Annotated in this window: 16 protein-coding genes; 9 read left to right on the top strand and 7 right to left on the bottom strand. The window is 50.6% G+C overall.

Going from position 1 to position 15,331, the window contains the following annotated elements:
- Positions 1 to 96 precede the first annotated feature (96 nt).
- From rsxB to GEV47_RS02260, 4 genes are read left to right on the top strand one after another with little or no spacing between them, the layout of a single operon-like run.
- The gene (gene rsxB / locus GEV47_RS02245) at positions 97 to 792 is read left to right on the top strand and encodes an electron transport complex subunit RsxB (RefSeq protein ID WP_322741520.1); all 696 of its coding nucleotides are present in this window, start codon (positions 97 to 99) and stop codon (positions 790 to 792) included.
- On the top strand, positions 789 to 1,451 hold the full coding sequence (gene nth, locus GEV47_RS02250) for an endonuclease III (protein ID WP_153233073.1): 663 nt from the start codon (positions 789 to 791) through the stop codon (positions 1,449 to 1,451). The genes rsxB and nth overlap by 4 nt, the downstream gene beginning before the upstream one ends.
- Before the next feature lie 5 nt (positions 1,452 to 1,456).
- Positions 1,457 to 2,167, top strand: coding sequence for a VIT1/CCC1 transporter family protein (locus GEV47_RS02255; protein ID WP_153233074.1), 711 nt, complete (start codon positions 1,457 to 1,459; stop codon positions 2,165 to 2,167).
- 34 nt (positions 2,168 to 2,201) lie between these two features.
- Positions 2,202 to 2,627 (top strand): DUF1841 family protein, encoded by a 426-nt coding sequence (locus GEV47_RS02260; RefSeq protein ID WP_153233075.1) that lies wholly within the window; start codon positions 2,202 to 2,204, stop codon positions 2,625 to 2,627.
- 6 nt (positions 2,628 to 2,633) lie between these two features.
- On the opposite strand, the gene GEV47_RS02265 is transcribed toward GEV47_RS02260, so the two are convergent.
- The 5 genes from GEV47_RS02265 to GEV47_RS02285 form a co-directional block, all read right to left on the bottom strand.
- Complete coding sequence (locus tag GEV47_RS02265) at positions 2,634 to 4,325, bottom strand: AMP-binding protein (RefSeq protein ID WP_153233076.1); 1,692 nt, start codon at positions 4,323 to 4,325, stop codon at positions 2,634 to 2,636.
- Positions 4,326 to 4,501: 176 nt separating this feature from the next.
- Positions 4,502 to 5,392, bottom strand: a complete 891-nt coding sequence (gene mmsB, locus GEV47_RS02270; protein ID WP_153233077.1) for a 3-hydroxyisobutyrate dehydrogenase — start codon at positions 5,390 to 5,392, stop codon at positions 4,502 to 4,504.
- Between the two features lie 47 nt (positions 5,393 to 5,439).
- Positions 5,440 to 6,222 carry an enoyl-CoA hydratase gene (locus GEV47_RS02275; RefSeq protein ID WP_153233078.1) on the bottom strand — a complete coding sequence of 261 codons (783 nt, stop codon included), beginning with the start codon at positions 6,220 to 6,222 and terminating at the stop codon, positions 5,440 to 5,442.
- Positions 6,219 to 7,379, bottom strand: coding sequence for an acyl-CoA dehydrogenase family protein (locus tag GEV47_RS02280; RefSeq protein ID WP_153233079.1), 1,161 nt, complete (start codon positions 7,377 to 7,379; stop codon positions 6,219 to 6,221). The genes GEV47_RS02275 and GEV47_RS02280 overlap by 4 nt, the downstream gene beginning before the upstream one ends.
- A gap of 20 nt (positions 7,380 to 7,399) precedes the next feature.
- Positions 7,400 to 8,929, bottom strand: coding sequence for a CoA-acylating methylmalonate-semialdehyde dehydrogenase (locus GEV47_RS02285; RefSeq protein ID WP_153233080.1), 1,530 nt, complete (start codon positions 8,927 to 8,929; stop codon positions 7,400 to 7,402).
- 683 nt (positions 8,930 to 9,612) lie between these two features.
- Between GEV47_RS02285 and GEV47_RS02290 the strand changes: the two genes are divergently transcribed.
- From GEV47_RS02290 to GEV47_RS02310, 5 genes are all read left to right on the top strand, one after another.
- Positions 9,613 to 10,329 (top strand): ABC transporter permease, encoded by a 717-nt coding sequence (locus tag GEV47_RS02290; RefSeq protein WP_153233081.1) that lies wholly within the window; start codon positions 9,613 to 9,615, stop codon positions 10,327 to 10,329.
- Between the two features lie 29 nt (positions 10,330 to 10,358).
- The gene (locus GEV47_RS02295) at positions 10,359 to 11,264 is read left to right on the top strand and encodes a glycine betaine ABC transporter substrate-binding protein (RefSeq protein ID WP_153233082.1); all 906 of its coding nucleotides are present in this window, start codon (positions 10,359 to 10,361) and stop codon (positions 11,262 to 11,264) included.
- Between the two features lie 9 nt (positions 11,265 to 11,273).
- Positions 11,274 to 11,927 carry an ABC transporter permease gene (locus tag GEV47_RS02300; RefSeq protein ID WP_153233083.1) on the top strand — a complete coding sequence of 218 codons (654 nt, stop codon included), beginning with the start codon at positions 11,274 to 11,276 and terminating at the stop codon, positions 11,925 to 11,927.
- On the top strand, positions 11,924 to 13,045 hold the full coding sequence (locus GEV47_RS02305; protein ID WP_153233084.1) for an osmoprotectant ABC transporter ATP-binding protein OsmV: 1,122 nt from the start codon (positions 11,924 to 11,926) through the stop codon (positions 13,043 to 13,045). The genes GEV47_RS02300 and GEV47_RS02305 overlap by 4 nt, the downstream gene beginning before the upstream one ends.
- 160 nt (positions 13,046 to 13,205) lie before the next feature.
- A complete protein-coding gene (locus tag GEV47_RS02310) occupies positions 13,206 to 14,225 on the top strand; it encodes an AraC family transcriptional regulator (protein ID WP_153233085.1) in 1,020 nt (339 codons plus the stop codon).
- A 227-nt stretch (positions 14,226 to 14,452) separates the two neighbouring features.
- Here GEV47_RS02310 and GEV47_RS02315 read toward each other — a convergent pair whose 3' ends face one another.
- Together GEV47_RS02315 and GEV47_RS02320 are read right to left on the bottom strand one after the other, a co-directional pair.
- A complete protein-coding gene (locus tag GEV47_RS02315; protein ID WP_153233086.1) occupies positions 14,453 to 14,806 on the bottom strand; it encodes a c-type cytochrome in 354 nt (117 codons plus the stop codon).
- Positions 14,807 to 14,825: 19 nt separating this feature from the next.
- Positions 14,826 to 15,149: a c-type cytochrome gene (locus GEV47_RS02320; protein WP_153233754.1), complete on the bottom strand. Its 324-nt coding sequence runs from the start codon at positions 15,147 to 15,149 to the stop codon at positions 14,826 to 14,828.
- Positions 15,150 to 15,331: the final 182 nt, after the last annotated feature.

Below are 15,331 nucleotides of genomic sequence, written 5' to 3' on the forward strand. Positions count from 1 at the left end.
AGCATTAAAAAACCGTTCTCTTACGATGAGCGGTTTTTTTATTTGGTACATCGCCGATTTACTGGATAATATGCCTTTACGTTAACATCGCCCGTCGTGCTCAACTCCACAGTATCATCTCTCGCTGATCGCATAGAAGCGTTACTTCCTCAGACACAATGCAGCAAGTGTGGCTATCCCGCATGCCGTCCATATGCAGAAGCAATTGCTGAAGACCGCGCAAATATCAATCAATGCCCGCCCGGCGGCCAACAAGGTGTAGTCCGTTTAGCTCAGTTATTGGGCAAGCCTGTTATTCCACTCAATCCGGATAACGGCGCAGAACGTCCACGCCCAGTCGCTTTGATTGATGAAGCTGTCTGCATAGGCTGTACGCTGTGCATTCAAGCTTGCCCGGTTGATGCCATCATGGGTGCAGCCAAGCAAATGCATACGGTGATAAATGCTTTATGTACTGGTTGTGATTTATGCGTAGCACCCTGTCCGGTCGACTGTATCAGCATGGTCAATGTCACTGACACTAAAACTGGCTGGGATGCATGGACACAACAACAGGCCGATGATGCGCGTGCCCGCCATGATTTCAGAACCCTGCGTTTGCAGCGTGAAAAGCAGGAAAATGATGCCCGTCTGGCAGCCAAGGCAGCTGAAAAACTCAAGGTATTAGAGAGCGAAAGTGCCGCTAATCCAGAACAACAAGCTGAGCAAGCCCGTAAAAAAGCCATTATTCAGGCAGCGATTGAGCGCGCACGGCTAAAAAAAGAACAGCAAATTAAGGATGATCAAACATGAACGCGGAAAAACGCCGTGAGATTTTTACGCGACTGCGTAATGCCATGCCGCATCCCACCACTGAACTGGAGTACACCTCACCTTTTGAGTTATTGATTGCAGTGCTGTTATCAGCGCAAGCGACCGATGTTTCAGTCAACAAAGCCACGCGTCTGCTCTACCCTGTCGCCAATACGCCCGAAAAAATACTGGCGCTGGGTGTTGATGGTTTAATTCCGTATATCCAAACCATAGGTTTGTTCCGCACCAAAGCTAAAAACACCATCGCAACCTGTCAGATGTTGATCGACTTGCATGGCGGCGAAGTGCCGCGTACACGCGAAGAATTGGAAGCCCTGCCCGGTGTTGGCCGGAAGACGGCCAACGTCGTACTCAATACCGCATTCGGCGTTCCTACGATCGCTGTTGATACGCATATTTTTCGCGTCTCCAATCGCACCGGCATCGCTCCCGGTAAAGATGTTAATGTGGTCGAACACAAGCTGATGAAATTAGTCCCTGCAGAATTTCAATTAGATGCACATCATTGGTTAATCTTGCATGGCCGTTATACTTGCATCGCCCGCAAGCCACAGTGCTGGAACTGCATCATCGCGGATTTATGTGATTACAAATCAAAAACACCGTTACCAGAACAGTTATTACAACCGGGTATATAAACCTCATGCCTCATTCATCCTCGCACGCACATCCTCACACTGAGCATCATTTCGAAGCCAGCGACACAGTACGCGATATCGTCATCGGCATGGCTGATGGCTTGACGGTACCTTTTGCGCTGGCTGCCGGGATTAGTGGCGTTGCCGCCGGCATCGATATTATCGTCACCGCCGGTGTCGCGGAAATCGCTGCAGGCTCAATCGCTATGGGTTTAGGCGGTTATCTGGCCGCGCGCACTGAGCGTCAACATTACTTGGCCGAGCGCGATCGTGAAGAGCAAGAAATTTTGAATGTTCCTCATCGTGAACGCAAAGAAGTGATCGACATCATGGCGCAATACGGTGTCACCAAATCAGAGTGCGAACCGATGCTGGCTGGTTTGGAGCGCAACCCCATCGCCTGGCGCGATTTCATGATGCGTTTTGAACTGGGGCTGGAAGAGCCGCAACCAGCTGCGGCCAGAAAAAGTGCTTTGACGATTGCGTTATCCTATTTAGTTGGCGGGTTGATTCCGCTGGCACCATACATGGTCAGCAAGTCAGTATCAACGGCACTCACCATATCAACGGTGGTAACCTTATTTGCGCTGTTTGTATTTGGTTATCTCAAAGGTAGTGTGACTGGAACCGGCGCATTAAAATCGGGAATGCAAACCTTGCTGGTCGGCGGACTTGCTGCTGCAGCGGCATTCGGTATTGCCAGGTTAATTAGTTAAAAGAACAAAATATTTAAAATAATCAGAAATCATCATGTTCAATCCGTCACAAAACGAAGTCCGGCAATTTTTTTGCGAGACGTATCGCAAACATCGTGCTAACGAAATATTAACGCCTATCGAAGCCATTGCCAGCGACTGGGTCTTACAGCACCCTGAATATGCCGATGACCTTACGGACATCAACACCGCGCTCACTGCGGATTATTCGGTAGAAAATGGTCGCACCAATCCTTTCCTGCATCTCTCCATGCATCTCTCGATTGCAGAACAAATTTCCATTGATCAGCCGCCAGGAATTCGTGCTGCAGCAACTGCATTGACCCAGCGCCTGCAATCTGAACACGAGGCCCATCATCGCATCATGGAGTGTCTCGGCGAGATGATCTGGAATTCGCAGCGTAGTGGCTTGCCACCGGATGGCGCCGCTTATATAGACTGCATAAAACGGAAAGTTTAAGGCCGATCAAGCGCTAAAATCCTCTTCCCAAAACTCGCTCACCCCGCGAATGCCTGGTTGACGTTTCTCCTCTTTTTTTCGCAATTCAACTCGGCGAATTTTTCCAGAAATGGTTTTCGGCAGATCGGCAAACTCCAAACGACGGATGCGCTTGTAGGGTGCAAGCTTGTCACGCGAAAGCTGAAAAATCGACAAGGCGAGCTCGCGGCTTGGTTCAAAACCTTCCCGCAACGTCACGAAAGCTTTGGGTACAGATAGACGCAGTGAATCAGGACTAGGCACGATGGCCGCTTCCATGACTGCCGCATGCTCCACCATGACACTTTCAAGTTCAAATGGACTGATACGATAGTCAGACGATTTAAAGACATCGTCATTGCGACCAACATAGAAAAAATAACCTTCGTCGTCTATCGTAGCAATATCACCTGTGTGGTAATGGCCGGAGCGCATCACTTCAGCCGTTTTATCGGCATCGCTTTCATAGCGGAGCATGAGGCCGACAGGGCGAGATTCCAGCACAATTGAAATTTCACCCTCTTGCGCAGGATCGTCATCCACGTCCAGAAGCGCAATCCGGTAACCTGGCAATGGTCGTCCCATCGATCCCGGTTTTACTTTCTGCCCGGGCGAATTGCCAATTTGTGCAGTGGTTTCCGTTTGGCCGAAACCGTCACGAATGCGAATCCCCCACGCACTTTCCACCTGATCAATGACCTCCGGATTAAGCGGCTCACCCGCACCGACAAGTTCGCGCAAAGGCACTGTGAACTTTGTCAGATCTTCTTGGATCATCATGCGCCAAACTGTTGGCGGAGCGCACAAGGATGTCACGTTACAACGGCAGACTACACTAAGTGCTGCTTTGGCATTAAACCGCGCATAGTTATACACAAATACAGTAGCCCCGGCATTCCACGGCGCAAAAAAACAGCTCCACGCATGTTTGGCCCAGCCAGGGGAACTGATATTCCAATGAATGTCTCCTTTTTTCAAACCTATCCAATACATTGTCGATAGATGTCCGACCGGATAACTTTGATGACTATGCAGCACCAGCTTTGGTTTAGATGTTGTGCCAGAAGTGAAATACAACATGAGCGGATCAGTAACTTGCGTCTGTCCGTCAGGTTTGAATTCGGCCGATGCGTCTCGACTATCTGCCAAGTTATGCCAACCTTCAATCTGACCACCGACGCAAATGCGAGTATAGTCACCGTCGATCGCAGAAGGAACCGCAGAAAATTTTTCGCCTTCCGATGCCACCGCAACGACATGATTAATAACGCCACGCTGCATACGGTCAATCAGATCTTCTGCAGAAACCAGCAATGTCGTCGGCACCAGCACAACGCCTAACTTTATGCATGCCAGCATTACATCCCATAATTCAACACGGTTAGGCAACATCAACAGTAAGCGATCCCCGCGGCTTACACCGAGTGATCGCAGGTAGTTTGCAACCCGATTCGAACGTTCAGACATCTCCTGAAAAGATAGTTTCTGCTCGCTGCCGTCTTCGTCAACAATCCACAGAGCAGGTGTATCGTTGTTGAACGCTTGCGCATCGAAAAAATCGAGCGCCCAGTTGAATGTTGTCATTGCTGGGGAGCGAAAATCACGATACGCCGTTTCATAATCTTCGCGATGCTGCTGAAGAAAATCGCGCGCTTCTAGAAAACTCTCAATAGCGGCCATGTTGCCCCATCCTGTCTCATAGATATTTTGAATTATTTTGATGTAAGTCATTCGAAATAATCGATTTGAAAATGACCTCGTCATTCTCGCGAACGCGGGGAAGACGATAATTATCCAATCGGTTATTTTGAATTAAATAACATTAACTCTGTTTATCGCTCACGCCAAAAAAATCGCTACTCCGCTTTTTGCAGCATTTGCACTATGCTAGAAAAATCCAGTACTCCCGCACCTGATTTACTGTGCAATGCGTACAGATTACGCGCCAGTTCACCCAAAGGTATCGACGCTTGCGCATTGAGCGCGGTTTCCGTCGCCAAACCAAGATCTTTCAGCATCAGATCGACACCAAAGCCACCGGTGTAACCGCGTGCAGCCGGAACGTTTTCCATCACGCCTGGATAGGGGTTATACAGTTCCAGCGCCCAATTACGACCGGAGCTTTTACTCATAATGTCGGACAACACAATAGGATCTAGTCCGCTGGCCACGCCCAATGCCAGCGCTTCAGCTGTACCGGCCATCAGAATGCCAAGCAGCATGTTGTTGCAGATTTTCGCAGTCTGACCGGCACCATGGGTACCCGCGTGGAAAATGTTTTTGCCCATCGCCGACAATATCGGACGTGCCCGTTCCAGTACCTCGGCGTCACCACCGACGATGAACGTCAGGGTACCGACTAGCGCACCGCCGGTACCACCGGAAACTGGTGCATCAAGCATCGCCAGGCCACGAGCGTTGGCAGCAGCGGCTACCGTTTTTGCTGACTGCGCTGCAATCGTGCTGCATTCAATGATCAGCGTGCCCTGCTTGATGTGGCCGAGGATACCTTCATCCCCCAAGTACAGCCCCTCCACGTGACGGCTGGCAGGTAACATAGAAATCACAATCTCAGCATGCGATACCGCATCCTGCGCTGAAGCTGCCTGACTGGCTCCCGCATCGACCAGTTTCCGCATTGCTACCGCAGACAGATCGAATACGCTCAATGCATGCCCGGCTTTCAACAGATTGTGCGCCATCGGCGCACCCATATTGCCTAAACCGATAAATCCGATATTGCTCATGTGTTCTCCTTCATTATTGTCGAGGTCCGAGAATTGGCTTATTTAACTTATTTGTTTCGCCATTCCGGCGCGCGCTTCTGCAGGAATGCATTAACACCTTCTTGCTGATCTTCGGTATTGAACAGATCAACGAACAATTCGCGCTCTAACGGCAATACTTGCCCTAATGGGTTGTGACGAGCACCCTCAATCAGACGCTTGCAAGAAGCGATGCTGGATGGGCTTTGCTTTGCCACTTGTTGGGCCATTTGCAATGCACGCTCTTTCGCACCGCCTTGTGCGACTACCTCTTCGACCAAACCAATACGCATTGCAGTTTCTGCATTGACCCGCTCTCCGCACAAGATCATGCGTTTTGCCCAGCCTTCACCGACTAGCCACGGCAGAATTTGCGTACCACCCGCACAGGGTAAAAGTCCGATCGACGCTTCCGGCAAGGCCATCTGCACCTGTTCTTCAGCAATCCGGATATCGCAGGCAAGCGCACATTCCAACCCGCCGCCCATCGCGTAACCGTTAATCGCTGCAATCGAGACCCCACGAAATTGCGACAGAGTTTCAAACGCCTCGCCGAAACGGCGCGCCATTTCTCGTGCCATCGCTTTATCGCCCGCAGCAAAAGCATTAATATCGGCTCCTGCCGAAAAAAATTTTTGCCCTTCGCCAGTAATGATCAGACTGTAGATATTTCGATCCGCATTCAGATCATTGACCAGCCGGGTCAGATCGGCCAGACCATCTCGGGTCCAGGTGTTGGCTGGCGGATTGGCAATAGTGACGATGGCGCTATGATCGACTATTTCTAGCTTTAAATTGGTGTAAGTTGTCATCGGATTTCCTCAGTGGCAGCACTATCGAGTAAATGACGCGCAATGATCATGCGCATAATTTCATTGGTGCCTTCCAGAATTTGATGGACGCGGACGTCGCGCAGGTAACGTTCTAACGGATATTCGCGGATGTAGCCATTACCTCCATGAATTTGCAAAGCTTCGTTGCACACCGCGAATCCGATATCAGTCGCTAGCCGTTTGGCCATCGCACAATAAACGGATGCGTTCGGCGTTTGCGTATCAAGTTTGGTCGCCGCCAGACGCACCACCTGTCGCGCCGCAACCAGTTCGGTCAACATATCAGCCAGCTTGAATTGCAGATGCTGAAAATCGGCCAGCTTGCGACCAAACTGACGTCGTTCACTCATATAGTATTTCGCCGCATCGAGCGCCGCTTGTGCCGCCCCGATAGAACAAGCCGCAATATTGATGCGCCCACCATCAAGCCCGCGCATCGCGATCTTAAAGCCGGCGCCTTCTTCGCCCAACCGATGATCAAGTGGAATCCGTACGTTATCGAAGCTAATGGTGCGTGTAGGCTGACTGTTCCAGCCCATTTTTTCTTCCTTACGACCATAACTGATGCCAGGCGTATCGGTCGGCACGACAAACGCCGAAATACCTTTAGCACCTTCGCCACCGGTACGCGCCATTACCACTAACAAGTCGGTCGCACCAGCACCCGAGATAAAGGCTTTTGTACCGTTGAGATAGTAATATCCGTCAATAAGCGCCGCCCGCGTTTTGAGTGATGCAGCATCTGAACCGGCCCCCGGTTCGGTGAGACAATATGAACCCAGCTTATCGCCACTGGCCAACAACGGCCCCCAATGTGCGCGCACGCTTGAATTTGCCCAGCTCGCCACCATCCAGCAAACCATATTGTGAATAGTGATGTAGGCTGTCGTCGATGGACAAGCGCTGGCCAGCTCCTCAAACACGATTTCGGCGTCCAGTCGCGACATTCCCATGCCGCCATCTGCTTCTGGCGTATACATGCCACAAAACCCAAGTGCACCCGCTTTTTTGATGACATCTACAGGGAAAAAGCTTTGCGCATCCCACTGTGCTGCATGCGGTGCCATTTCACCTGCGGCAAAGTCGCGGGCAGTTTGCTGAAATGCCCGCTGGTCTTCTGATAAATCAAAATCCATGACGTAATCCAGCCCTAGTATTATTTCAATGAGATAGTCGTATTCACGCCACCCGTCACAGCGCCGTCTTCAAACCAGCGCGCGGTAATCGTCTTGGTCTGGGTATAAAACAGGATGACTTGTTTGCCGTAAGGTCCGAGATCGCCCAACTTGGATGCGCGTGAACCGCTGAATGAAAATAGTGGAACCGGCACTGGAATCGGCACGTTGATACCAATCTGACCAACATCGATTTCTTCTTCGAACCGGCGCGCCGCCGCTCCTGACTGCGTAAAAATTGCAGTGCCGTTACCGTTGGGATTGTCATTGATAAATTCAATTGCCTCGTCCAGTGTTGCGGCTGAAACGATGCACAGTACTGGCCCAAAAATTTCTTGATCGTAAATCTTCATACCCGGCTTAACGCCGGAGAAAATGGTCGAGCCAACAAAATTGCCGTCTTTATAACCCGGCACATCAGGATTTCGACCATCCAGTTCGAGCTTGGCGCCGCTTTCAATTCCACTGGCAATAAAACCTTCCACGCGCTCACGCGCGGCGCAGGAAATGAGCGGTCCGATATCGGTGTTGACTTCGGTACCGCCATTGATCTTGAGCGACCTGGCCTTTTCGACCAGTTCGGGTATCCAGTTATTGGCCTCACCCACCAGCACAATGGCTGAAAGCGCCATGCAGCGCTGTCCAGCGGCACCGAAAGCAGCGCCAGCGATACTGTTGAGGGTTTGCTCCTTGTTGGCATCTGGCAGCACGATCGCGTGATTTTTCGCGCCCATCATGCATTGCACGCGTTTGCCGGCAAGCGTTGCGCGGTGATACACATGGGTACCGACTTTGGTTGAACCGACAAACGAAATTGCCTTGATATCCGGGTGATCGCACAGCGCATTAACCACCGCTTCACCGCCATGCACCACGTTAAGTACGCCAGGTGGAATGCCCGCCTCCAGCGCCAATTCGACCAGGCGCATAGTGACCATAGGATCTTGCTCGGACGGTTTCAACACAAAGGTATTGCCGCAGGCGATCGCCATCGGAAACATCCAAAGCGGAATCATGGCCGGAAAATTGAATGGTGTGATACCGGCACAGACGCCCAGCCCTTGCTGCAGCGTGTATGTATCAACGCCACTAGCAACATTGTTTGCCAGTTCGCCCATCTGCAGATTGCCGATATTGGCCGCATGCTCGACCACCTCCAAACCGCGGAAAATATCGCCTTCCGCATCCGGCAAGGTCTTGCCCTGCTCTGCCGTCAGCAATGCAGCCAGTTCTTTCATGTTCTCGCGGATTAGCTGCTGGTACTTGAGAAAAATACGGGCGCGAGCACCTATCGGCGTTTTGCGCCAAGTGTGGAAAGCGGCTTTTGCTGAAGCGACAATACGATTGACTTCGTCATTCGTAGCGAACGGCACCCGCGCCAATACTTGCTGCGTCGCTGGATTGACAATATCGCGCCATTCCGTGGAAGTGGAGTCAACGAATTCACCGTTGATTAATAATTTGACGGTAGGAATGCTCTTGGATTCCGCCTGCTGTTTTGCTTGATTCATGCTTGCAATATCCTCAAAATTGTTTGATCGACTGGGAAAGATTAGCAAAGCTGAGAACCATAGAATATGCCTGAATGGTTCAATTTTCCTGGCAAAATTTGCCATATGATCGGCCTGGCGACACCTTTGACTGGCTGCATTCCTCCTACTGCATTTTTTCAGTGCACTTTCGTCGTTGTCCTCCGCATTTTATTATTACAAAAATCATCCTTTTCTGATATTCATTGCATAAATCGTATGTTATTGTGCGCTTAAGACATTCGGGTAATAGCTTTCGAAAATTTCATTACTGGACGTTATCAAAGAAATCGGCTATAATGGCAAACACTTAACAACATGGCGCTGCCTCAACGGCACATTTTTTGAGTTTCGTGACTCGTATCAGCGGGTTGTCTCACGCTTCGGCAACGCCGGAGTTTCATCAAAGTCGAGAAATTTCTCGCATTCTTTACCGCCCCATGCGGTAGTCGGCTTGTTCAATCTCTTCCCTTCGGGAAGACCGGACGAGATCATCAAAAATTGACGTTGTATGTCGCGCTGACAGGTACCTGCTATTCCTATGCGGTTCCGTGCTCGCCGGTCATTCAATACGTAGCGGAAAAAATCCGGTTGCGCGCTCGCAGGCAAACGCCTGAATGTCGCGGCCTGTGTTTTACCACCGCCACATGTGCAAGGGAGTATGCATGACGAATTGCTATCGCAACGCTATGGTTGGCGCAGCCATCACTATGCTGATCGTGGCCATCATAGCCTGGTCGATCGGCCCCGCAGTTATCCACCAATACCAAGGCGACTTGATTTATTACACCGGACGTCATCTGGTTCTGGTCGGCTGGTCAATGTCGCTGGCGCTGCTGTGCGGCATACCTGCCGGTGTTTTACTGAGCCGGCCTTATTTTGCGCGGCACGCCGAGAAGTGGATGCAAATATTCAATATCAGCAACACCATCCCCTCCATGGCAGTACTCGCACTGGCACTGGCCCTGTTCGGTATCGGCGACGGGCCAGCCATCATCGCCTTGTGGCTGGCAGCGTTGCTACCTATCGTGCGCAATACTTATGAAGGCTTGAAACAGGTTTCCCCGTCCATGAAGGAAGCGGCCAAGGGCATAGGCATGAAACCGCTGCAGGTATTGTTTCGGGTCGAACTGCCGAACGCCCTGCCGATCATCGTCGGCGGTGTGCGTACTGCATTGGCAATCATTGTCGGGACCGCACCGTTGTCGATTCTGATTGGCGGCGAAAGTCTGGGCGGACTGATTTTCCCAGGTATCTATCTGAACAACCACGGGCAACTGCTGCTCGGCGCGACTGCTACCGCTGTGCTGGCATTAATCCTAGATGCAATCGTTTCGCTTGGCAGCAATGCCTATCTGAGCAAACGCGGGCTGTTGCACTGATAGCTACCTATTCTGATAAAGGAACACACATGAGAAATCCACGCATTACAGCGTTACTCGTCTTTACGATCAGCCTGTTCGGCACGATGCAAGCAAGCGCGACCAATCTGATAGTCGGCGGCAAGAACTTTACCGAGCAGTTGATACTGTCGTCCATGACGCAACAATATTTGAGCGCCAAGGGATATACGGTCGATCTGAAGAACGGCCTGGGCACCACCATCATGCGGCAGGCACTGGAAAGCGGGCAGATCGATATCGTGTGGGACTACACGGGTACTGCCTTGATTGTGTACAACAAAATAGATGAAAAATTAGATCAGGATGAATCCTATCAACGAGTCAAGGAACTGGATGCGCGCCGAAATCTCGTCTGGCTCAATCCGTCTGCATTGAACAATACCTACGCGCTGGCGGTGCCACAGAAGCGCGCCGATGAAGATGGTTTGAATACCATCGAAGATCTAGCCAACAAAATCAATCAAATGCATCAGCAAGATCCTGATAAAAAATATCTGTTGGGAGTCGATTTTGAGTTCGCTTCGCGCCCCGACGGCCTGGCTCCGCTGCAAGCGCTGTACGGATTCAATCTGGACCGTAGCGAGGTCAAGCAGATGGATGCAGGCCTGGTGTACACCGCACTACACAACGATCAGTTAAATGTCGGGCTGACCTATTCGTCGGACGGTCGGGTTCAGGGTTTCAATCTCAAGCTTCTGCAGGATGACAAAGGTTTCTTTCCTTTCTATAGTGCGGTACCGATAGTACGCAAAGAAATTTTGGACGCCAACCCGCAGCTCGCAGAACAGCTCAATGCGCTATCGGCCAAGATCGATACCGCCAAGATGACCGAGATGAATAAGAAGGTCGATATTGATCAGTTACCGATAGCGCAGGTTGCTGCAGACTTCCTGCGCACCGAAGGCTTGCTATAAGGATGCCCGATGACACTCTTTAATTATTTACTAAGCGCCTGGCCTGAAATTCTGCATCTCACCATTCAGCATCTGATGCTAGTGGGGGTGGCAGTCGGCTTGGCTATTTTGATCGGCGTGCCGCTAGGGATTGTGATGATTCGCCATCGCTGGCTGGCCAGTCCGATGATGGGCCTGGCTACCGTGATTCTGACGCTGCCGTCGATCGCTTTGTTTGGCTTGATGATCCCGTTATTCTCCCGTTTCGGTCAGGGACTTGGACCATTGCCTGCGATTACGGCGGTGTTCCTGTACTCCTTGCTGCCAATCATGCGCAACACCTATCTGGCGTTGGATGGCATCGATCACGGCATCAAGGAAGCCGGCATCGGCATTGGTATGACTTTCTGGCAGCGACTGCGGCTGGTCGATTTGCCCTTGTCAGTACCGGTCATTCTGGGTGGCGTCCGAACCGCCGTGGTAATGAATATCGGCGTGATGGCCGTCGCTGCGATTATCGGCGCTGGCGGCTTGGGTGTCTTGATCCTGCACGCCATCAGCCAAAGCAATATGCAAAAACTAGTAGTCGGCGCGGTACTGATTAGCTTGCTGGCGATTGTCGCCGACATGCTGCTGCAAATCCTGCAACGACTGCTCACACCGAAAGGAATGCAAAAATCATGATTCAACTCGATCAACTCAGTAAAGTATTTACTCAAAAAAATGGCAGTAAAGTTAAAGCAGTGGATGAGGTTAACCTGACGGTTGCCGAAGGTGAAATCTGCGTATTCCTGGGCCCCTCAGGCTGCGGCAAAACTACCACTCTAAAAATGATCAACCGCTTGATTATGCCGACTTCCGGTCGTGTGCTGTTGAATGGTGAAGATACTTCTGATCTCGATGAAGTCAGCCTGCGTCGGAAAATCGGCTATGTGATCCAGCAAGTCGGTTTGTTTCCCAACATGACCATTGAAGAAAACATTACTGTGGTGCCGCGCTTGCTCGGCTGGGACAAGAAACGTTGCCACGAGCGCGCTACCGAATTGATGGCAATGGTGGCGCTCGATCCCAAACGTTTTCTGGCGCGCTACCCGCGTGAAATGTCGGGTGGTCAGCAGCAGCGCATCGGCGTGATTCGCGCACTGGCGGCCGATCCTCCGGTGCTGTTGATGGATGAACCGTTCGGCGCGGTCGATCCGATTAACCGCGAATCGATTCAGAACGAATTTTTCCAGATGCAACGTCAGCTAAACAAGACTGTCATCATGGTCAGTCACGATATCGATGAAGCGATTAAACTGGGCGACAAGATAGCGATTTTTCGCGCCGGAAAATTGGTTCAGGTGGACCATCCGGATACTTTATTGGCTCGTCCAAAGGATGAATTCGTCGGCTCTTTTGTCGGCCAGGACGCAACCTTGAAACGTCTGTTGCTGGTGCGCGCCGGCGATGCTGCTGCCAACTCTGCAACAGTGCGGGAAGACGCCAGTATGGCGACTGCATATGGCGTGATGGATGAGCACGACCACCGTTACGCGACAGTCACCAACGCCGACAATCATGCGTTAGGTTATGTGACAAGGCGCGATGCGCGTGGTGCGCTGGGCGCTTGCATAGACAAAATGAAGCCGTTTGCCGTCAGTGCTGCACCGGACGAGAATCTGCGCGTGGTGCTGTCCAAGATGTACAAGCACAGCACCAGTTGGATGCCCGTGATCGACCAGGACAACAGTTATCTGGGTGAAGTTACTCAGGATTCAATCGCCGACTATCTCAGTTCCGGCCGTACGCGCACTAAGTAGTTCTTTGGCAGATTCTCACGCGGATGGCGAAAAGCATCTGGAACGGGATAATGGATTTGACTTCATCATGGATGCAAAGGTTTTGGTTAAATATACCAAAGGAATCTGGTAGTCAGGCCAGTTATACTACATCCTATTTTGCCAAATATTGATGCTTCATATGGAAAAAGGCAGTGTATCCATCCACTTTGTTCAGTCTGCACTGCGCTCAATACATGAACGCGGCTTAGACACAGCTGCACTGCTAAGTGAAGTGGGTATTGCTCCCGCTTTGTTGGAGGCCCCGCAAGCACGTGTTTCAGCGACGCATTACGGTGCGCTTTGGTTGGCGGTTGCGCGTACTTTGGATGATGAGATATTTGGGCAGGACTCACGCCGCATGAAGGTTGGAAGTTTTGCGATGATGTGCCACACACTGATTCATTGCACAACACTAAAAAGCGCGTTGTTATGCATGCTGCGATTTTTCAATTTGTTGCTGGACGATTATCGCTGCAGCCTGGTTAGCGAAGGACGGTATAGTCGTATTGTGATTCAAGAACGTGCTCTCAATCAGCCACAGAGGGTGTTCGGGCACGAGACTTTATTGATGATGCAGCATGGTCTGGCCTGCTGGCTGATCGGACGGCGCATACCGATTGTGGCTGCAGCCTTCGCTTATCCAGAGCCGGTTTATAGTGCCGAGTACCGTTTAATGTATTCAACTCAGCTACGATTTAACGAAATAGCCACCTCCCTCACCTTTGATCAAACCTACCTGACACTTCCGGTCATTCAAAACGAACTGACAGCCAAGGAATTTCTCCGTGGCGCACCTGCAAATATTGTTCTTAAGTATAAGAACAGTTCGAGTTTTTCGGCCAAAATCCGGCGCAGACTGCAAGCGACAGCGGGCACGGAATGGCCGGATTTTGATGCATTTTCTGCGGGCTTGAACATGACGCGATCGACTCTGCGCCGGCGCCTGGAGGAGGAAGGGCAATCATTTCAAGCCATTAAAGATCAGTTGCGCCGCGATATGGCAATCGATTCACTTTGTCATTCTTCAAAAAGTGTTATTGATATATCCGTGGAATTGGGTTTTGCGGAACCTAGTGCATTTCACCGGGCGTTTAAAAAATGGACGGGGGCGTCGCCGGGAGAATATCGGCAACGGATGCATAAGATGGATGGGATGTGATTGTATAGCTTGCCCTAATAACGGTTTTCTTGATTGGGTCGTCACTGCGCGGTGATGGCGATGTCGGGAAATGGCCCGACAGCGACTCACTTTTCTTGCTTCGCCAGGAAAAGTAAGCAAAAGAAGGACAGATGCACTGTTCCTGCCATTATGTTTTGCTCAAAAGCTAAGTCCAATAAAAAAACCACCTGAATTCAGGTGGTTTTTTTCAATCAGCTACTTGCCGACTATTTACGCAATACTAAACTGCCCGGCAAACTATGCAAATAGGCCGCGATGTTATCAATATCTTTATCATTGAGCGGTGCCACCTGCCCGACCATAATGGCATTGCCACGTCCATTTGGACCATCCGCACCGCGCTTATAGGCATGTAATGCGTGCGCCAGATAATCAGCATGCTGCCCAGCTAATTTAGGGTAAGTCGGATCTATCGGGGTATTGAAATCTGCGCCATGGCAGGCAAAGCAAGAATATTTTTTAACCGCCGCTTCACCAGCAGCGATATTACCGCTCGCCATACTATTCATCGCGGCACTTGCTGAGAGCAAAAATATCAGGCTAACAAGAATTTTTTTCATCTGTGGTTTCCTCTTATTTTCACTTCTTTTGCTGAGAATAATAAGCTGCTACATCAGCCATATCTTGTTCCGACAGACTTGCGGCAATTCCGCGCATGGTGGGGTTTTTACGCGTTCCCTCTTTGTATTCTTTCAGCGCTGCTTCAATGTATTTTGCAGATTGCGCGCCTAACATTGGCACTGGAAAAACCTCGGGGAAGCTAGCTTTATAGCCGGGAATGCCATGGCATCCTATGCACATTGAAACCTTATTTTCAGCTGCCTTAGCATTGCCTACAACGTCCGCTGCTGCGGCGATGTGAGCAACACTCGCAAGTGCGAGAAGTGCAATTAGTTTTTTCATAATAGCTGAGGGTAAATAGCGGGTAGATTTAAAAAAATGAACCGGTACTTTTATATTTCTTATTGCCATTGGTTTAATGCGATTTAGTGAGGGTATTGTAGTAATTTTATTGCGTACCTGACACTAAAACCGACTAATTCTAACCCAAGATCAATAGCTAGTCCACGTCTAACAATTGCCTT

The organism is Glaciimonas soli (assembly GCF_009497155.1).
Taxonomy (GTDB): Bacteria; Pseudomonadota; Gammaproteobacteria; order Burkholderiales; family Burkholderiaceae_D; genus Glaciimonas; species Glaciimonas soli.